This is a genomic window from Chryseobacterium camelliae (assembly GCF_002770595.1).
In the GTDB taxonomy this organism is placed as follows: Bacteria; Bacteroidota; Bacteroidia; order Flavobacteriales; family Weeksellaceae; genus Chryseobacterium; species Chryseobacterium camelliae.
The window spans coordinates 1,179,230-1,199,105 of record NZ_CP022986.1; the positions used below are offsets into that span (position 1 = coordinate 1,179,230).

The window sequence follows — 19,876 nt, forward strand, 5'->3', positions numbered from 1 at the left end:
TTGTTTTTAATGAAAATTTAATCGGTTGTTTTATTGGCCAGCTGCCCGCAGGCTGCATCGATGTCGCCGCCGCGGCTTCGTCTTACCATAACGGTAATTCCTGAGTTTTCCAGCTGACGGATGTAGTTTTCTTCCGCCTGTTTATTGCACTGGTCGTACTTTCCGTCACCAATAGGATTGTACTGGATCAGGTTAACCTTGGAAGGTACCTGTTTACAGTATCGGATCAGTGCTTTGATATCCTCATCGCCATCGTTGATATTTTTCCAGACACAGTATTCAAAGGTAATCACAGAACCGCTTTTCTGGTACCAGTACTGGAGGGCCTCCATAATTTCCGTCAGAGGAAACTTATCGGAAAACGGCATGATCTCATTACGCTTGGATTCGATGGCGGAATGCAGTGACAGTGCGAGCTTTACTTTCAGCTCTTCGTCAGCCAGCATTTTGATCATCTTCGGGATCCCGGATGTGGAAACGGTAATCCGCCTTGGGGACATCCCCAATCCTTCCGGCTGGGTGATCTTCCGGATGGCCTCCACCACATTCTTGTAGTTCATCATCGGCTCGCCCATGCCCATGAAAACAATATTGGACAGCGGCCGGTCAAAATACATTTTGCTCTGGCTGTCGATCAGGGCTACCTGATCCACGATTTCCGCAACTTCCAGGTTCCTCATCCTTTTGAGCCTTGCCGTAGCACAGAATTCGCAGTTCAGCGAGCATCCTACCTGGGAAGATACACAGGCCGTAGTCCTGGTTTCCGTAGGTATCAGGACCGATTCTACCAGCAGGCCGTCATGGAGCTTTACTCCGTTCTTAATGGTTCCGTCCGTGCTTTTCTGGAGCTGGTCCACAGAAACGGGATTGATGGTATATTCCTCTGCAATGCGTTCACGGAGCGGCTTCGAAAGATTGGTCATCTCATCAATCGAATGGAGGTTTTTACTCCACAGCCAGTCGTAGACCTGTTTCGCACGAAATGGCTTTTCCCCCAGGGAGACAAAATAGTCTTTCAGCTGGTCGAGTGATAAGGTACGGATATCTTTCAAGACAATAGGGATTATAGATTTTAAATTATAAATTTTAGATTACAATCCTTTACAGAAGTTAGGGACATAATCTAAAATTTATAATTTATCATTTAAAATTAAAATGTATTACAAAATAAGCATCGCGTCTCCGTAAGAGTAGAATTTGTATTTCTCTTTTACGGCTTCTTCATACGCGTGCATGATGAAATCTTTTCCTGCAAATGCTGCAATCATCATGATCAGAGTGGATTTAGGTGTATGGAAGTTGGTGATCATACAGTTGGCTACCCCGAAATCATGCGGCGGATAAATGAATTTATTCGTCCAGCCATGGAATGCTGAAATTTTCTTGTTCGAGGAAACGGAAGTCTCAAGTGTCCTCATTGTGGTGGTTCCTACAGCACAAACCCTTCTGTGCGAATCAACGGCGTTGTTGATGATCTGGGCATTCTTTTCATCGATGAAAATCTCTTCAGACTCCATTTTGTGCTTGGAAAGGTCTTCCACCTCAATCGGGTTGAAGGTTCCCAATCCTACGTGAAGCGTTACCTCAGCAAAATCGATCCCTTTGATCTCCAGCCTCTTCATCAGGTGCCTGGAGAAGTGAAGACCTGCTGTAGGGGCTGCTACGGCTCCTTCTACTTTAGCGTAGATCGTCTGGTATCTTTCTGCATCTTCCGGCTCAACTTCTCTTTTGATGTATTTAGGAAGCGGGGTTTCACCCAGCTCTTTTAATTTTGCCCTGAATTCTTCATAAGAACCGTCAAATAAAAACCTCAGCGTCCTTCCTCTGGAAGTAGTGTTGTCTATAACTTCAGCTACCAAAGACTCGTCTTCAGTAAAGAACAGTTTGTTTCCGATTCTGATTTTCCTTGCAGGATCTACCAGGACATCCCAAACGCGGGTTTCCTTATCCAACTCCCTTAAAAGGAAGACCTCGATTTTAGCTCCTGTCTTTTCCTTATTCCCATACAGACGGGCCGGGAAAACTTTGGTATTGTTGAAGATAAAAAGATCTCCTTCATCGAAATAGTCTACCACATCTTTGAACAGCTTGTGCTCAATGGTTTGCGTTTTTCTGTCCAAAACCATGAGTCTCGCATCATCTCTGTGCTCAGACGGGTGCTCTGCCAATAATTCCGCAGGAAGATCAAAATTAAAATCTGATGTTTTCATTTTTTAAATTACGGTTTAAAAATTTATCAAAATTACAGCGTGTAATTTTCGGACTGCAAATATACGACATAGGATACCCCTTTGTCAAGTTTTATTTAAATGATTCACAAAAAACTGCCTGCAGGGATTTTAAAAACAGAAAAAAAGAGTATTTTTAAGTGAAAAAATTACACTATGAGCAAATATTCGTTAGAAGCATTCGTTAATGAAACCAAAGAAAATCCACAGGAACGAGATTATTTTGAACTGGAAAAACCTCAGCTGCTGGAAATTAACCTGAATAACCAATCGGTATGGACCAAGGCAGGCAGTATGGTAGGTTATGTAGGCAACGTCAGTTTTGAAAGGCAGGGCATGTTCTCCGGCGGATTGGGGAACCTGCTTAAAAAAGCCATCAGCGGAGAAGGTGCAAAGCTGATGAAGGCTGAAGGTACAGGAAAGCTGTATGTGGCAGATTCCGGCAAGAAGGTGCGCATCCTTTACCTGAACAATGAATCGGTATGCGTGAATGGAAACGATGTTTTAGCCCATGAATACAATATTAAAAGTGACATTACCATGCTGAAAAGCATCGCAGGGGTGATGTCCGGCGGATTGTTCCAGGTCAGGCTTTCCGGGACCGGCCACATCGCCATTACCACGCACGGCGATCCGCTGACGCTGATGGTAACCCCTGATGCTCCTGTATACACCGACCCGAATGCTACGGTTGCATGGTCAGGAAACCTCAGCCCTGACCTTAAAACCAATGTTTCGCTTAAAAGCCTGATCGGAAGAGGAAGCGGAGAAGAGTTCCAGATGAAGTTTTCCGGTAACGGATGGGTGCTGATCCAGCCGTATGAGGAAGTGTATGTGCTGGAGAAGTAGGGAAAACATGAGTAATGAGTAATGAGTAATAAGCAATGGGTAATGAATTGCATGCTATCGAATAGGATGTTGTAGGAGATTTAATCCATTGGGCATTTAAATAAAAGCTGTTTCAACTCACTGAAACAGCTTTTACTTTTTATGCTGTACAATCCGGAGGAATGTATATTTTTCATTGAATCAATCAAGGTATTCTGCAATTTTTTTCCAGCTTTCCAGTTTGTGTTCCAGTGAAACGGTATGCAGCGGGCTGGTGGATGGCAACAGGAATACAGGCAGCCTGTAATCTTTCCCCAACATTTTCTGCACGTTTTTATAAGATTTGCCACCGTTACAGAAAACAGCTTTGATTTTCGGGTGGTCATTTAACAACTCATCAACGCGGTTGGCTTCTTCGTTCCTGATCTCAGAATCCAGGCTGCCTTTCCTTTCGCAGGAATCGATGACATCCCATAGGGCTATATGGTGTTTCTTTAAAACGGCAATCCTTCGGGTGTAATCTTCTGTGAACTCTTCATTCAGCAGCTCAAACATAATTTTCCAGAATTTATTCTGGGGATGGGCATAATACTGCTGCTTCTCCAGGGATTTTACTCCGGGAACGGAACCCAGGATTAAAATTTTTGAATTTTCATCAATGATGGGAGGGAAAGAGGTGATACGATCAGACATTTATTGATCTTTTTTATAATTTTCAAATTGTTTTGCGACCATCTGCCGGATATTATCAGGTAATGAAATTTTTTTTTGAATAGCTTTTAATTCAATTAACTCTTCTGTAATTATATATCCATTTCTATAATCAAACTTTGCTTTTTTAACAACATAATTTTCTCCATGTAAAACTCTTCTGAACTCAGACAAAAATTTTTTTTCAGTACATTCTGGAATATCAGGCAATTGAAAATATATGAGATCAGAGTCTGATTTTTCAAGCTCGATATCAATAGTAAAATTTGTCTTTTTATTTCTAAGCGCCTTAATAAGATATGTATTTTCACCTGTCTTTTCGATTTCAACATGATTTACAAATCTTCTGTTTTCTTTATCATCGCGGATGAATCTTCTTGCATACTGATAAGTATATCTATCATATCCGTTTTCTTTTTCCAAAACATCAAATCTGTAGCTTAGTTCAGCTTTAAAATCCTTTATCCAATTAACTTGCTGTTTATTGAGACTATATGAATTCATATCATAGGAATGATCTTCTGAATTTATATATACTTTATCATCATCCAGCTGTTTTGCTTGCGGCTTCACGCGATTGACTTTATAAGTAAGCAAATAGTTAAACTCATAATCCTGACTAAAAACAAGACAGGAAATAAGCATAAGGGATAATAAAAGAATTTTCATAACTTTTATCGGGTAGTTGAAGTTTTAAATTTATAAAAATTGCGACCGAAAGAATTCAATCGCAATATAAATGTTATTTTAATTTTAAAGCGTTTCCTTAAGCCAGTCGAAGAACTCTCTTTGCCAGACCAGTCCGTTCTGCGGATGCAGCACCCAGTGGTTTTCGTTCGGGAAATAGACTAATTTGGATTTCAGCCCTCTCAGCTGTGCAGCCTGGAAAGCTTCCTGTCCCTGTTCGTAAGGTACGCGGTAATCGATTCCGCCCTGAACGATCATAATCGGTTTATTCCACCGATCTACGAAATTGCTAGGATTGAATTCTGTATATGCTTTCGGAAGCGGTTTTTCCCATGGCGATCCTAGATCCCAGTTGGCAAACCATAACTCTTCCGTGGTCAGGTACCATGATTTCATATCAAATAGTCCGTCGTGGGCGATAAAGGTTTTGAAACGGTTGTTATGGATTCCTGCCAGCATGAATACGCTGTATCCGCCATAGCTTGCTCCTACTGCCGCTACCCTGTCTCCATCAACGTATGGCAGTGTTTTAGCATAATCGGTTGCTGCAAGGTAGTCCCTCATCGGCTGGCCGCCCCAGTCGCGGGAGATTTCCTCGTTCCATTTCGTTCCCCATCCCGGCATTCCCCTTCTGTTCGGAGCTACAACGATGTAGCCGTTGGCTGCCATAAGAGCAAAGTTCCAACGGGTGCTGAAAAACTGGGTAAGCGCGGATTGCGGACCTCCCTGACAATACACCAGTGTCGGGTATTTTTTATTGGGATCGAAGTTCGGCGGATAGTGGAACCATACGCCCATTTTTTTACCGTCTGATGTCTTGACCATTTTCAGCTCAGATTTACCCTGAGCCAGGGAAGCATAGATATCTTTATTGGCATCGGTCACCTGCTTCATATCACCGTTCTTTACATTGACTGTAAAAAGTTCGGAAGCATGGTTGATGTCGGTTCTGGATACGAGCAGTGCATTTTTGTGATCCGTGTAAATTTCGTTCACGTCAAAATCACCGCGGGTAATCTGCTGCACTTTGGAATTTTTAGGATCCAGCGAGAACAGCTGTTTGGTTCCCCGGAATGCTGCTGTAAAATAAATGGTTTTAGAGTCTGCTCCCCAAAACACCTCTCCTGAAACACTTTCATCCCAGTTTTTGGTCAGGTTTTCCGTTTTACCGGATTTCCAGTCCATGATCTTGATGTCATTTTTATCCGCTTCAAAGCCGTCTCTTGCCATGCTCTGCCACACCAGGGATCTCCCGTCCGGGCTGAATTTAGGATTTACATCGTACCCTTTATTGGATTCGGTAAGGTTCTTTGTCACCCCTGAAGCCAGGTCATAGGCAAAAATATCCGTGTTGGTGCTGGTTGCATAGTCTTTACCGCTTTTGGGCTTGGTCACATACAGCAGCTGGGAAGAATCCGGGCTCCAGATGAAATCTTCAGCGCCTCCGAAAGGCCTTTGAGGAGAGTCCCACATCTTACCTTCCAGCAGGTCTTTGGCTGCATCTGCCTTTTCTGAAATCTGGACGACAAAGATATGGTTGTACTTCCCTTCATTGAAGTAATCCCAGTGCCTGTGATTCAGGTCAGTGTAGACTTGAGCTGTTGTTTTCGGCGTATCGGCATATTTGTCTTTCCCCATTACTTTTTCTACCAGAACCTGCCTGCTGAAAGCAATCTTCTTTCCGTCCGGGGAAATCACGATGTTATCTGCGTCTGTTATGGTATAAAAGTCCGTCCATGTTTTCCCGTTGTCTTTGGAAAGCAGGATCTGGTCGCCTTCCTGGGCATACATCCCATTCTTATCCCACTGGATGATTGCTTTTTTCCCGAAATCCGTTTTTACGGACTGCTGGTTAATGGCATTGAGGAAGTAACTTTCGTTCTTGGTTTTTTCCGTTTTCAGATCTACCTGCCCTACTTTATAAATAAGCGAAGACTGATCCGGTGACACCGCCTGCACTCCTACTTTTTTTAAAGTCCAGAGGATTTCAGGGGTCATTACTTGTTGTGCGTTCATTAAAAGCGGTGCTGCCAGAGCCAGCAGACTGTTCTTAAGTTTCATAAATTCCTTTTTAGTCAAAGATGGCCAAAGGTACTTAATTTTGATGAAACGGGAATGTGTCTGGCGGAGAAGGAGGAATTCGGAAATTTGATAATGAATAATGATAGGGAATACCCGTTTCTTTCTATAATTTAAGCCTGCAATGGATTTCATTTCCTTTCCCGCTCCATTTTATATTGTTCTGATTTAGATATAAAAAATCCGTCAATTTCATTGACGGATTTGTATGGTCATTTTTTTGTGTACTGCATTAATCTTTATCAGAGAACAGGGAGTTGGCCAGTGATGTGATCACTGATAACAGGATACTGAACAGGAATGCCCACCAGAACCCGGCTACCGTCATGCTGTCAATAAAATAATCAGCAATAAGAATGATCATGGCATTGATCACCAGGGTAAATAACCCTAAGGTAATAATGGTTAAAGGCAGTCCTAAGATATTCAGGACAGGCTTAACAATTAAATTCAGTAATGCTAAGACAATGGCAAAAATAACAGCAGCGGAGAATCCTGTGAAGTGAACTCCCGGCAGAATCTTAGTCAGCAGAAATGCTACTATAGCGGTAATCAGAAGGCGGATAATTAAGTTCATATTATTTTTTTTTAGTTTATGGATCTTGATGTACAAAATACATTCCAATAGTCCCCAGTAAACCGGTATAAGCTTTACCTGATTTTCATCATCGTTACCAGAGAAGTCGCCACATGGCTTTCGGAACCGCCGTTCCCATCCACCGTATAAATCTCAGTCCGGATCACGCTGATTTTCGCACCGCCTTTAATCACATAAGATTTTGACACCAATGCTTCGCCCATCGCCGGCCTGAGATAATTGACTTTCAATTCTACGGTGACTACATAGCAGTCTTCTTCATAATGGCTTACCGCAGCATAGCCGGAAGAAACATCCACCAGAGAAGCAATCATAGCGCCATTGAACATTCCTGCTTTCCTGGTCATCAGGTCCATTTTCGGGATTTTCATGGAGATGAAATCCGTTTCGGCTTCCAGCAGCTCAGCATTATAGAAACGTAAGGTTTGGGAACGGTTGAAACTATCGGTGATCAGCTGTCTTTTTTCAGGTGTCATTGTTTTTGGTTTGATACAAAAGTAAGGTAACAAAAGAGAAGATAAAAGCTTTTGGCACCGAAATGACATGCAGGATCAATGATTCCGTTTATCGCCCTGGTCTCCAATTTAAGATCAGCAATGCTGTATAATCAGATGATGTAATACCATGAATAGAATAGCCTGCCGTGAATAGTAATATCAGGGCAGGCTATATCATTATTTTTGCAACAAAACTCTTTTACTTCTTTTTTATAAACTCCAGCACATCTTTATTAAGCTCTTCAGCTCTTTCTACCGGAACACCGTGGGAAGCACCTTTATAGATCTTGATCTCGGAGCCCGGGATCTCTCTGGCAATGTATTCGGTATGGGAAGGCAGGATCATATCGTTTTCCCCGGCTACCACCAATACTTTCGCACGGATTCTGTTCAGCTGTTCCCTGGTGATTTTAGGTTCGTCAATCATCAGCTGTGCGAGCCGGATTTCAGATTCAGGTTTATGCTGAGCAGTTTTCTCAGCCACTTCATTTTTCATGTCCTGCAAGACTTTGTCTCCAAGGCCTTCCGGAACGACATTGGCACCGCTGGTAATGATTTTGCTTACACGATCCGGGTATTTAATGGCAAACTCAATCCCGGTATTGCCGCCGTCACTCCAGCCCAGAATATTGATTTTCTTCATGCCCAGCTGATCTGCCAGAGCTTTTACATCATCAGCAAACCGGATGTAGGTTAACGGCCCGGTACTAGCATCCGTGCTTTTACCCTGTCCGCGGGTATCCATCGCAATGACCCTGAAATGCCTGGACAGCTCCGGAATCTCTTTTGAGAAATCACTGATGCTCCCGCCGTTTCCATGCAGCAGGAACAAAGGTTCTCCTTTGCCGTATGACTCATAATAAATATCGGCATCATTCAGATGGAGCACTTTTCCAGCTGTCGCATTGCTGCCGAAATCACTGCTTTCGTCGCTTTCGTTTTTTGCCGACTTATCCACTTTAACATCTATATTGATCGCGGGTGCTGCAATCGATACTTTTTCCCAATCGCCGTAAAACTGCCTCAGGTAGCCGGTTTTGAACAACGCTGCACTCAATCTTACATTTCCGTCAAATGCCTTCAGAAACTGGATCCCGACATAAAATTTACCCTGAACCCAGATATTCCTGTCGTTAACGTCCAGAGAGAATACGCCGTCTTTGATCCGGTCTGCAGTAAGTTCTGCGGTTATATCTTCCTGCAGGATGCTTTTCCCGGGCATGTTGTTGTCGTCACTGTAAATAGAGTACCGCATCGCAACCGGTTCTTTAGCATTGAACTGAGCCACATTCAGGTTGATGCGCTTGATCTTTGCTCTTTTTTTGGTGGTAAACTGTAAAGCGGTTTCCCCCAAAAAGTTTTCTTTGTTAAATTCCGGATTCACAATATAATTGACGCTTTTGCTTTTTGTATTGACGCCCCAGTTTTTGTCGACGAGTTTCTTCGGACTGATTTTTACCTCTTTGATGTTCGTTATTTTTTCCTTCAACACAATCTGATGCGGATTTTGCCTGATGAAATCCGCTATGCTCATTGAGAAGGATTCATAACCGGCCAGTTCAGCCCGGATATTTTTACGCGTATCAGCAGACGACACATCCAGCAAAAATTTCCCTGAAGCATCGGAAACGGTTCCCAGGCGGTCCTTTTCTACCCCTATATTGACATACGGTATCGGTTTGTTTTCCTCTTTGGACCATACGGTTCCAGTAATGACCTGAGCATTCATGATCACGGAACCGGTAAACACTGCCATAAGAAAGGCGAGTTTTTTCATAGTTTCTATCTTTACCGCAAACTTCTGAAAATTTCTGTTCAGAGCATGTCAAAGAAAGGTTAAATGCGGGGATGGTTTAGTTAAATTTTTCAAAACAAATATTGCGGTAGACCGGTTATGATTAACCACAAAAGTCACAAAAATTTTTAACACATTAGAATCATGAAGAAAACAACTTTGAAAACAGAAGAGCACATCAGTTTTCAAAAACCTATGGTTTTTAAAATCCGTGGAAAAAACTATGTGCTCTTACGATCTGCGAGAGAATAAAACCACAATAGTCACAAAAGTTTTTAACACATTAGAATCATGAAGAAAACAGCTTTGAAAACATAAGAACACATGAGTTTCAAAAATCTATGATTTTTAAATGCGTAAGAAATGGGTAAAAATTAACATGCCAGGAGAGTGTGTCAACTGTTCCTGAACAATTGACGAAAAACATTAAGCGAGGCTTACGGTGAAATTTTCATCTATAGACAGGATTCCTTCTGTTACTGCATCCGGGTGGGCACTAAATCCTTTCAGCTTTGAGGTTTTGCCTTTGATGACAAGGTCCATCAGCTGTTTATCGGATAATTTTTTGCCGAATATTTCAAACGTTACTTTGAAACCGCAGTTTTTGAAATCTGAACACCCAACGGCAGTTTTCCCTTTGATCAGATGATGCGATTTGCACTTCGGGCATTTGGTTTCCTCCCAGGTCGGCAGTTCTTTTTTTACGGACGGTTCCCTTTTCTTCTTTTCCTTTACTTCCGGTTCTTCCTGAAGGGTAATGATTTTCGCTTTTCCATCCACCACTTTTTTGGTCAGCGCAGTGACCATCTGGATAAGCTCTTCCTTGAACAGGTTGGCTTCATACCCCCCGCTTTCAATCTTACGCAGCTTGGATTCCCATTCGCCGGTGAGCTCCGGGCTTTTCAGCAGTTCATCTTCAATGGTATCGATCAGCTGGATCCCGGTCTGGGTGGCAATCAGGTTTTTTCTTCTTTTCTCAATGTACTTGCGCTTGAACAGGGTTTCGATGATGTTGGCGCGGGTAGAAGGCCTTCCGATCCCGTTGTTTTTCAGCATTTCACGCAGTTCCTCATCTTCCACCTGCCGGCCGGCGGTTTCCATAGCTCTCAGGAGTGTGGCCTCGGTGTACGGTTTCGGCGGTGAAGTTTTTCCCTGGTGGATCATCGGATCATGCGGTCCGGTCTCCCCTACCTTGAATTCGGGAATGGTCTGTTCCTCCTCTTTCTCTTTTTCTTTATCCGCAGGTTCTTCTTTGGGTTCTTTGGCATAGACGGCTCTCCATCCCGGTTCCAGGATCTGCTTTCCACTGGTCTTGAACGGAATGGTACCTACTTTCCCTTCAACGAGCGTGTTTGAAATCTTACATTCCGGATAAAATACGGCAATGAAACGCTTGGCCACCAGGTCGTAAATGAGCTTTTCTTCGCGGGTAAGGTTCTGTGAAGGCGGTATTTCCGTCGGGATAATGGCATGGTGATCCGTTACTTTGGCATCATCGAAGACGGCTTTGGATTTCGGTATCGGCTGTTCCAGCAACGGCGAGATCCATTCCTGATAGAAGGTCATGCTCTTTAAAATCCCTCCGATCTTCGGATACAGGCTTTCGGAAAGGTAGGTAGTATCTACACGCGGATAGGTGACGTGTTTTTTCTCGTACAGGCTCTGGATGTAGTTCAGGGTATTTTCTGCAGAATAGCCATATTTTTTATTGGCTTCCACCTGAAGCCCGGTGAGGTCGAAAAGCCTCGGATTCTTTTCTTTTCCTTCTTTAATTTCAAATGAAACAATTTCAAAAGGGTTCTGCTTCAGGTATTCCAGACCTTTTTCTGCCCGATCCAGCGTCTTTAAACGGTCGATGGCTGCGTTGAAAATGACATCACGGTACCTGGTTTTGAGCTCCCAGTATTCTTCTACCGTAAATGCATCAATCTCTTTCTGTCGCTGCACGAGCATAGCCAATGTAGGGGTCTGAACCCTTCCGATGGACAAAACCGCTTTATTGCCGCCGAATTTTTTGGTAAAGAGGCGCGTTGCATTGATTCCCAATAACCAGTCGCCGATCGCCCTTGCATTACCGGCCAGGTACAGGTTCCTGTATTCTTCTGCAGGTTTCAGGTTGGAAAATCCTTCTTTAATGGCCTCTTCGGTCAGGGAAGAAATCCACAGGCGTTTAACAGGCTTATCGCATTTCGCTTTCTGAAGGACCCAACGCTGGATAAGCTCACCCTCCTGCCCGGCATCCCCGCAGTTGATGACTTCCTCACATTCGCCGACCAGCCTTTCAATAACTTTGAACTGGTTCTCCACGCCTTTGTTCGGAATCAGCTTGATCCCGAAGTTACCGGGAATGATCGGCAGCAGGAAAAGGTTCCAGGATTTGTATTGCGGACCGTAATCATGCGGCTCCTTAAGGGTGCAGAGGTGCCCGAACGTCCAGGTTACACAGTAGCCGTTTCCTTCCATATAGCCTTGTTTGGGCATGGTAGCGCCCAGGACTTTGGCAATATCTCTGGCAACACTCGGTTTTTCGGCAATACAAAGTTTCATGAACGGGTCTGGATTTTTTGAAGAAGACAAAAATCGGGATTTTTTTTGACTTAAAAAAAGCAGTCAGCAATAATCCCGGTAATTCAACAAAAAGCCAGAGTGATGAATCCATGATCAACCTGATCCCGTTACCACACCATCGGCACTTCCATCAGAAGGATTTCTGTATTGCCTGATGTTGCCTTAATGTGTATTTCATCCATGCCATATATTCCGAAGCCATCCCTTCTTTCAAGCTTCTGGCCATCGATTTCTGCACTTCCTTCAATAATGAAAGCATACACACCATTTCCCTTTTTCATGATCTGATACCGGGTTTCGAAAGCATCATCAAAATGGCCCAGGTGGAACCATGCATCCTGATGGATCCACACCCCGGCATCTTCAGGATCGGGAGAAAGGATCTGCTGGAAGCTGTTGTGGCTTTTCGCAGGATCAAGGGTGATCTGGTCATACCTCGGGGTAACGTTTCTTTGTTTCGGATACACCCAGATCTGGAGGAACTTCCCGAAACCGCCTTCATCCTTGCTGAATTCACTGTGCATGACGCCTGTTCCTGCGCTCATGACCTGGATATCGCCGGGCTGAATTTCCGTTTTGTTTCCCAGGTTGTCTTCATGGATCAGGGTGCCTTCCAGCGCTATACTGATGATTTCCATATTGTCATGCGGATGGGTACCGAAACCTTTTCCGGATTTTATAATATCGTCGTTCAATACTCTTAAAGCACCGAAATGGATGCGTTCCGGATCATAAAAATCGCCGAAGCTGAAGGTTTTCCCTCCGGAAAGCCAGTCAAGTGCTGTCTTTTCCCTGGAGTCTGCCTTATGCATGATATGGTTTCCTGGTTTTTGAGGTTCTGAAAAACAGGCCTCCACTTCGCTCAGCAAAAGCCCACTTCCGCCACCGTAATGTTCGATCACTTTTATATTCTGATCAGGTTCATGGCAGAAAGTTTTGATATCCCGTTCAAATGTATCCTGCAATCCGGAGCTCAGCAAAACGATATCAGGTCGGTGTGACCTGACCGCATCATAGGCCAGATTCTCATCATTGACGAGAATTGCTTTCCAGCCTTCATTCTTTTCAATGATCCTTTTTAAGGTGTCCAGGATCACCTGGTCTTTTCCGATTATTAAGAATTTCAGTTGTTTCATTGTACGTTCGATTTAAATGTAATACTGACTTATCGATAAGCCATTATAATTTTTCTTTTAACCACACGTCATTGTATTCCTCCGGATGGCGCTTGAACTGGGCATGAACATACGGGCACAACGGAACAATCTTCAGGTTATTCTCCCTGGCATAGGAAACCAGTTTCTCCAGCAGTATTTTGGCAAAGCCCCTGCCTTCATACTCTTCACTGACTTCAGTATGATATACCGTCAGCTTTTCGCCGATGACGGAAATATCCATTTTACCGGCTTTCTGATCATCAGAAAAAAGCTGGATTTCCCCTTTTACGTTTGCTAGGACTACTTCTGTTCTTTCCATATTTTAGATTTTAGATTTTAGATTTTAGATTTTAGATTTTAGATTTTAGATTTTAGATAAAATTAAGGACTTCAGAACGGCTGGCTCATGACCTATGGTAATTTCGGCTAAAATTTCTGATGTGATGGTGTGGCATCTTCTTTTTATTTCCCTATCTAAAAAAAACAGGAATTAAATCATGATTATCAAGCACTTAAAAACCCATCTCAAAAATTTATTCAAAAAGTCTACTTAATCTATGGACTAATAAAAATATATGTCCTATCTTTGCCCCCGTAATCAGGTAAGGATATGAAAGCAGGATCACAGTTCAGATACAATTCAATGAAGAAGATGACCATCAATCATATGATGGTGTATTGCTGTATGCCTTTGTATAGGAATTTTCGGAGTTGACCTTACTTTATGATGACCTATTTCTAAAGGCTTTACTCCACAGTAAAGCCTTTTTTATTGAAACTATATGATTAACATTCCATGATAGAGATTAAAAATATTTCAAAAACCTTCCACCGGAAAAAGCAGTCGTTCAAGGCACTGGATGATGTCAGCCTGAGCGTCAGCAAAGGTGATATTGTCGGGATCATCGGATTTTCAGGAGCCGGGAAAAGCACACTGATCCGTACGGTCAATCTCCTGGAAAGACCTGACAGCGGGCAGGTGATGATCAACGGTACGGATTTCACGCAACTGAAGCCCGGCCGATTGGCCAGGGAACGCAAAAAGATCGGGATGATCTTTCAGCATTTCAACCTTTTGTCGTCCCGAACAGTCTTTGACAATGTTGCACTGCCTCTGGAACTGGACCAGGCCAGCGCTTCAGATATCCGTGAAAAAGTCAGCGGGCTCCTGAAGATCGTAGGACTGGAAGATAAGGCGAATGAGTACCCGAAAAGCCTTTCCGGAGGGCAAAAACAAAGGGTGGCCATTGCCAGGGCCCTGGCCAATGATCCTTATCTCCTGCTCTGTGACGAAGCGACCAGTGCACTGGATCCGGCGACCACACAATCCATCCTCCAGCTCCTGAAAGATATCAATCAGCGTCTCGGCATTACGATCCTGCTCATTACCCATGAAATGGAAGTGATCAAATCCATCTGTAACCATGTTGCGGTGATTGACCAGGGGAAACTGATTGCAAAAGGTACTTTAAGCGAAATTATTACAGACCGGAACCATCCGGTAATCAGACAATTCATTAATTCAGATATCATGACTATTCCACAGGAATTCAGTAAAATATTACAAAAAGAGCCCCGGGAGGGTTTGTACCCCCTGGTAGAAATAGAACTCAACGAAAAGATCAGCGTAGAAGAACTGCTTTCAGTGATCTACCATGATTACCATATTCCCTATAAGCTACTCAAAGCAGATGTGGAGTATTTCGGAGATGCCAATGTAGGAAAGCTGCTTCTCCAGCTTCAGGGCAAGGAAGAGGAAAACGAAAAGGCCATCTATTATTTCAACCGGAATAAAATTCAAAATACAGTACGAGGATATGCTTAGTGAGACAGTAGTTTCCCTGTTGCTTAAAGGGATATGGCAAACGGTTTACATGACTTTTGTTTCCGGGTTTTTAGGTTTTGCCATCGGGCTGCCGGTAGGGATTTCTCTCTTCCTGACCAGGAAAGGGCAGCTGCTGGAACATGTTGCCTATAACAGGATTTTATCGGTAATGGTGAATATCTTCCGGTCTATCCCATTCATTATCCTGATTGTCTGGATGATCCCTTTTACCAGGATATTGGTAGGGACTTCCATAGGGATGAATGCAGCCCTGGTGCCGCTGAGCATCGGTGCCGCGCCATTTATCGCCCGACTGGTGGAAAACAGCCTTCTTGAGATCCCTCACGGATTGATTGAAACGGCCAGGGCCATAGGCGCCACTCCTTTCCAGATCATCCGGAAAGTACTGCTTCCGGAAGCTTTGCCTTCCCTGATCAACAATGCGACCATTACGCTGATTACCCTGGTGGGCTATTCCGCCATGGGCGGTGCCGTGGGAGCCGGCGGACTGGGACAGATTGGTTATCAGTACGGTTATATCGGCTATGACGCCTTGATCATGAATGTGGTGCTTGTCCTGCTGGTTGCCTTAGTATTCATCATCCAGCTTTCCGGTGACCGGCTGGCGAAAAGGGTTGACCATCGGTGAATTTGTGTGGGAGAGTTTTAGTGTCAGAGAGTAAGAGTGAGAGAGTTTTAGGATGCCGCCTTCTTTAAGAATGTCGTTTAAGATGACTGTAATGGATTTCGTTGAGTTCAGTCTTGCTTACGGTTTACAGATAGATAAAAATTAACAATGAAAAAAATAATGATTGTAACGGCTGTCATGGCCATACTGACCGGAATTACTTCCTGTCGTTCCCCTAAAAATGAAGATCTTAATTTTATCAGGGTCGGTATTACGTTCGGCCCGGAACAGGAAATTGCCGAAACGGCTAAAAAGGTAGCCAAAGAAAAGTACAATCTCGATGTGGAGCTGATCTCTTTCAACGATTATGTTGTACCGAATGAAGCGCTGAACAATTCGGATATTGATGCCAATGCTTTTCAGCATGTCCCATATCTTAATGAACAGTCGAAGCAGAGGGGCTACCATCTTGCTGTTGTGGGCAACACCTTCGTCTACCCTATAGTTGCCTATTCTAAAAAAATCCGCAATATCAGCCAGCTCCGGGACGGCAGCACCATTGCCATCCCCAATGACCCGACCAATGGCGGAAGGTCTTTGCTGCTGCTCCAGAGCAACGGACTGCTGAAACTGAAAAAAGGGACCGGCCTGCTCCCGAAAGTAACTGATATTGCAGATAATCCCAAACAGCTGGATATCATAGAAATTGAAGCACCACAGCTGCCAAGGGTACTGGACGACCAGAAAGTCGTAGTAGCCGTTATCAACAATAATTTCGCTGCCCAGGCTGGACTGGATATCAACCGCTACGGCATCCTGAAAGAAGATAAAAATTCTCCCTATGTGAACACCATTGTGACCCGCCAGGATAATAAAAATGCTGAAAATGTAAGAAAATTCATCAAGGCATACCAATCGGATGAAGTGGACAGGAAAGCCCAGGAGGTTTTTAAAGGAGGCGCGGTGAAGGGATGGTAGGATGTTGATGGGTAATGGGTGATGAGTAATGGGTAATAAATGATGATTGATGATTGATGAGGTTGAATGTTAAAATTGAGGCAGATTTGCCCGAATTACATTTTCTCAATTTGAGATAATAAAAATTTCCTTATTTTTGCTGTTCATCAATAAAAATAAGGTTTTTATGTTTAAGAAAACTGTTGTCATAAGTTTAATCACTCTATTTTCTGCTTCTTCCATGGCTCAAAATACTGCCCTGCCGGTCTATCTGGATGATTCCAAGCCCGTTGAACAGCGCATTCAGGATGCCCTGTCGCGGATGACGCTGGAAGAAAAAATCGCTATGATCCACGCACAATCGAAATTCAGCTCCGCAGGTGTTCCGAGATTGGGAATTCCTGAATTCTGGACTACAGACGGCCCGCATGGGGTACGTCCTGAAGTATTGTGGGATGAATGGAACCAGGCAGGCTGGACCAATGACTCCATCATCGCTTATCCTGCCCTGACGGCTTTATCCGCCACCTGGAATAAAAAAATGTCCTGGAACTACGGAAAAGCATTGGGTGAGGAAGCACGCTACAGAAAGAAAGATATCATCCTCGGCCCAGGTGTGAATATTTACCGTACGCCGCTGAACGGAAGGAATTTTGAATATATGGGCGAAGACCCGTACCTGACGTCTAAAATGGTAGTTCCGTACATCCAGGGCGTTCAGTCTAATGGTGTGGCCACTTCCGTGAAACATTTTGCCCTGAACAATCAGGAAATGTTCCGTCACACCAGCAACGTAAATGTAGACGACCGTGCCCTGTACGAAATTTACCTTCCGCCTTTTAAGGCGGCCGTAACAGAAGGTGACTCATGGACGATCATGGGCGCTTATGACATGTATAAAAACCAATACGCCAGCCAGAACAAATACCTTCTGAACGATATCCTGAAAGGGGAATGGAAATACAAAGGGGTTGTGGTTTCCGACTGGGGAGCCGTCAATAATACGGAACAGGCGATCCACAACGGCCTCGACCTTGAATTCGGAAGCTGGACCAACGGGCTTTCCGCCGGGAAATCCAATGCCTACGACAATTATTATCTTGCTGACCCTTATCTTCAGCTGATTAAATCCGGTAAGGTAGGCACCAAGGAGCTCGATGACAAAGTCACGCGACTTCTCCGTTTGGCGTATAAAACGACAATGAATAAGAACAAGCCCTTCGGGAATATCGCTTCCGAAGAGCACAAGGCCATAGCCAAGGAAATCGGTGAAGAAGGGATCGTCCTGCTGAAAAATCAGGGAAATATCCTGCCGATTGATCTTAACAAGACCAAGAAAATAGCCGTAATCGGTGAAAATGCCATTAAGATCATGACCGTGGGCGGAGGTTCATCTTCCCTTAAAGTAAAATATGAAACGCTTCCGCTGGAAGGGATCAAAAACCGTTTCGGTAAACAGTCAGATGTACAGTATGCAAGAGGATATGTTGGTGATGTAGGCGGGGAATACAATGGGGTAAAATCCGGACAGGACCTGAAAGACAGCCGTTCTGCATCCGAGCTGATGAATGAAGCCGTAGAGCTGGCTAAAAAATCTGACTTTGTTATTTTCGTTGGCGGACTGAATAAAAGTGACTTCCAGGACAGTGAAGGCAATGACCGGAAAAGTTACGGGCTTCCGTACAATCAGGACCAGCTGATCGCTGCACTGGCTAAAGCCAATAAAAACTTTGCAGTGGTCATGGTGACCGGGAATGCCGTAGCCATGCCGTGGATCAAGGAAGTTCCTGCTGTTGTTCAGGGATGGTATTTAGGCTCTGAAGCAGGAAATGCCCTGGCCGCTGTTCTCGCAGGGGATGCCAATCCTTCCGGGAAACTGCCGTTCACATTCCCGGTAAAGCTGGAGGATAATGCTGCCCACCAGCTGGGTGAATATCCGGGCAATAAAGAGGAACTGGCTGCGGGAAAAGGAAAAGATCAGCAGCACCCGATCAACATCACGTACAACGAAGGTATTTTCGTAGGGTACAGATGGCATGATACCAAAAAAATCAAACCTCTGTTCAGCTTCGGGCATGGACTGAGCTATACGACCTTTGAATTCGGAAAAGCCAAGGCTGATAAAACGAAAATCGGTCAGGATGATACCATTACCTTCACGGTAACCGTGAAAAATACCGGTACAAAGGCAGGTGCTGAAGTAGCCCAGCTGTATATCAGCGATCTTAAATCTTCGGTTCCGAGACCGGCCAAAGAACTGAAAGGCTTTGAGAAAGTTTACCTGAATCCCGGAGAATCCAAAGAAGTAAGCTTTACCATTGACAAAACAGCGTTGAGCTATTTTGATGCCGGGAAACATGACTGGGTGGCAGAACCGGGAGATTTTGAAGCCCAGATCGGAAATTCTTCCGATGCCATCAAAACAAAAGTGAAGTTTACTTTGCAATAAACCTATATCATCTATTCTACGAAAGAGCCTGCTGAAGGCTCTTTTTTTATTCATACCTTAGGAAACCGGATTCAGATTTCTATAATGAGTTCCCCGTCAAAACCGTTATCAGGTTCGCTGATGTAGCCGTGTGGATTGCAGATTACTTCAGTTTTGCCTATGGTGTACTTGCAAGGTGTATGGATATGACCGTGGATCCAATATGCAGGGCTGTATTTCAGGATAAGTTCTTCAAGGTTGGAAGCATAAGCAGCCGTAACCGGATCCTGAAGGTATTTTTCCGGTACCGAATGGATAGACGGTGCATGATGGGTCACCACTATGCTGGTTAATCCTGAAGCCTTTTCCAGGCTTTCTTCCAGCCAGATTTTTGACATCTGGTGAATTTTAAATGTATCCAGTGTCCTCATTTTTGAATAGGAAGGATCACGACGGATCATTTTATAATCGTTCATTTGCGACTGGCAAAGCATCCCGTACTGAACGGGATTCCCGAAAATGGAAAAATCCGTCCATAAAGTTGCCCCGTGAAATCGGATTCCGTCGATATCCACCGTATTATTTTCCAGCACATGGACATTGGATCCAAAGGCAGCCTCTTTGATCCTGTTGAGTGTTTTAGAATAAGATCCTTTATAATACTCATGGTTTCCCAGCACATAGATCACAGGGCGATCCGGAATCTTATTCTTGATCCACTCAATCCCCTTGATCCCGATATTGATATCTCCTGCGAGGATTACGGCATCTGCCGAATCGAAGGAAAGATCCGTCTGCCCGAATTCCTGGTGCAAATCACTGATGACCTGTATTTTCATGCTGCTAAAGTATAAAGAATCACGCTGAATACAATAGAACAACATTATAGA

Annotated in this window: 17 protein-coding genes; 5 read left to right on the forward strand and 12 right to left on the reverse strand. The window is 44.0% G+C overall.

From position 1 onward, the window contains the following. Window positions 1-17: 17 nt before the first annotated feature. Window positions 18-1,052 (reverse strand): dual-specificity RNA methyltransferase RlmN, encoded by a 1,035-nt coding sequence (gene rlmN / locus CGB83_RS05320; protein WP_100074874.1) that lies wholly within the window; start codon window positions 1,050-1,052, stop codon window positions 18-20. Between the two features lie 108 nt (window positions 1,053-1,160). Next, window positions 1,161-2,210, reverse strand: coding sequence for a tRNA preQ1(34) S-adenosylmethionine ribosyltransferase-isomerase QueA (queA, locus tag CGB83_RS05325; protein WP_100074875.1), 1,050 nt, complete (start codon window positions 2,208-2,210; stop codon window positions 1,161-1,163). 174 nt (window positions 2,211-2,384) lie between these two features. Here queA and CGB83_RS05330 point away from each other — a divergent pair, with 174 nt between their 5' ends. Then, complete coding sequence (locus tag CGB83_RS05330; RefSeq protein ID WP_100074876.1) at window positions 2,385-3,077, forward strand: AIM24 family protein; 693 nt, start codon at window positions 2,385-2,387, stop codon at window positions 3,075-3,077. Window positions 3,078-3,257: 180 nt separating this feature from the next. Here the strand turns inward: CGB83_RS05330 and CGB83_RS05335 are convergent, their stop codons facing one another. The 9 genes from CGB83_RS05335 to CGB83_RS05375 all read right to left on the reverse strand — a co-directional run bounded on the left by CGB83_RS05335 (window position 3,258) and on the right by CGB83_RS05375 (window position 13,467). Next, the gene (locus CGB83_RS05335; protein WP_100074877.1) at window positions 3,258-3,749 is read right to left on the reverse strand and encodes a DNA-deoxyinosine glycosylase; all 492 of its coding nucleotides are present in this window, start codon (window positions 3,747-3,749) and stop codon (window positions 3,258-3,260) included. Further along, window positions 3,750-4,436: a hypothetical protein gene (locus CGB83_RS05340; RefSeq protein WP_100074878.1), complete on the reverse strand. Its 687-nt coding sequence runs from the start codon at window positions 4,434-4,436 to the stop codon at window positions 3,750-3,752. It abuts the gene before it with no gap. Between the two features lie 84 nt (window positions 4,437-4,520). Further along, the gene (locus tag CGB83_RS05345; protein ID WP_100077505.1) at window positions 4,521-6,515 is read right to left on the reverse strand and encodes a S9 family peptidase; all 1,995 of its coding nucleotides are present in this window, start codon (window positions 6,513-6,515) and stop codon (window positions 4,521-4,523) included. A 250-nt stretch (window positions 6,516-6,765) separates the two neighbouring features. After that, window positions 6,766-7,110 (reverse strand): phage holin family protein, encoded by a 345-nt coding sequence (locus CGB83_RS05350; RefSeq protein WP_100074879.1) that lies wholly within the window; start codon window positions 7,108-7,110, stop codon window positions 6,766-6,768. A 74-nt stretch (window positions 7,111-7,184) separates the two neighbouring features. Beyond that, a complete protein-coding gene (locus tag CGB83_RS05355) occupies window positions 7,185-7,607 on the reverse strand; it encodes a PaaI family thioesterase (RefSeq protein ID WP_100074880.1) in 423 nt (140 codons plus the stop codon). A 220-nt stretch (window positions 7,608-7,827) separates the two neighbouring features. Further along, on the reverse strand, window positions 7,828-9,405 hold the full coding sequence (locus tag CGB83_RS05360; protein WP_100074881.1) for an alpha/beta fold hydrolase: 1,578 nt from the start codon (window positions 9,403-9,405) through the stop codon (window positions 7,828-7,830). A gap of 444 nt (window positions 9,406-9,849) precedes the next feature. Beyond that, window positions 9,850-11,970 (reverse strand): type IA DNA topoisomerase, encoded by a 2,121-nt coding sequence (locus CGB83_RS05365; protein WP_100074882.1) that lies wholly within the window; start codon window positions 11,968-11,970, stop codon window positions 9,850-9,852. Window positions 11,971-12,098: 128 nt separating this feature from the next. Continuing rightward, a complete protein-coding gene (locus CGB83_RS05370) occupies window positions 12,099-13,127 on the reverse strand; it encodes a pirin family protein (RefSeq protein ID WP_335621873.1) in 1,029 nt (342 codons plus the stop codon). 43 nt (window positions 13,128-13,170) lie between these two features. Beyond that, window positions 13,171-13,467, reverse strand: coding sequence for a GNAT family N-acetyltransferase (locus CGB83_RS05375; RefSeq protein ID WP_100074883.1), 297 nt, complete (start codon window positions 13,465-13,467; stop codon window positions 13,171-13,173). Between the two features lie 477 nt (window positions 13,468-13,944). Here CGB83_RS05375 and CGB83_RS05380 point away from each other — a divergent pair, with 477 nt between their 5' ends. From CGB83_RS05380 to CGB83_RS05395, 4 genes are all read left to right on the forward strand, one after another. After that, window positions 13,945-14,973, forward strand: a complete 1,029-nt coding sequence (locus CGB83_RS05380; RefSeq protein WP_100074884.1) for a methionine ABC transporter ATP-binding protein — start codon at window positions 13,945-13,947, stop codon at window positions 14,971-14,973. Further along, entirely contained in the window at window positions 14,966-15,622 is a 657-nt protein-coding gene (metI, locus tag CGB83_RS05385; RefSeq protein ID WP_100074885.1) for a methionine ABC transporter permease MetI, read from the forward strand. The genes CGB83_RS05380 and metI overlap by 8 nt, the downstream gene beginning before the upstream one ends. Window positions 15,623-15,769: 147 nt before the next feature. Next, the gene (gene metQ / locus CGB83_RS05390) at window positions 15,770-16,579 is read left to right on the forward strand and encodes a methionine ABC transporter substrate-binding lipoprotein MetQ (RefSeq protein WP_100074886.1); all 810 of its coding nucleotides are present in this window, start codon (window positions 15,770-15,772) and stop codon (window positions 16,577-16,579) included. Between the two features lie 166 nt (window positions 16,580-16,745). Beyond that, the gene (locus tag CGB83_RS05395) at window positions 16,746-19,007 is read left to right on the forward strand and encodes a glycoside hydrolase family 3 C-terminal domain-containing protein (RefSeq protein WP_100077507.1); all 2,262 of its coding nucleotides are present in this window, start codon (window positions 16,746-16,748) and stop codon (window positions 19,005-19,007) included. Window positions 19,008-19,078: 71 nt separating this feature from the next. Here the strand turns inward: CGB83_RS05395 and CGB83_RS05400 are convergent, their stop codons facing one another. Continuing rightward, entirely contained in the window at window positions 19,079-19,825 is a 747-nt protein-coding gene (locus CGB83_RS05400) for a metallophosphoesterase (protein ID WP_100074887.1), read from the reverse strand. Between the last annotated feature and the right edge of the window lie 51 nt (window positions 19,826-19,876).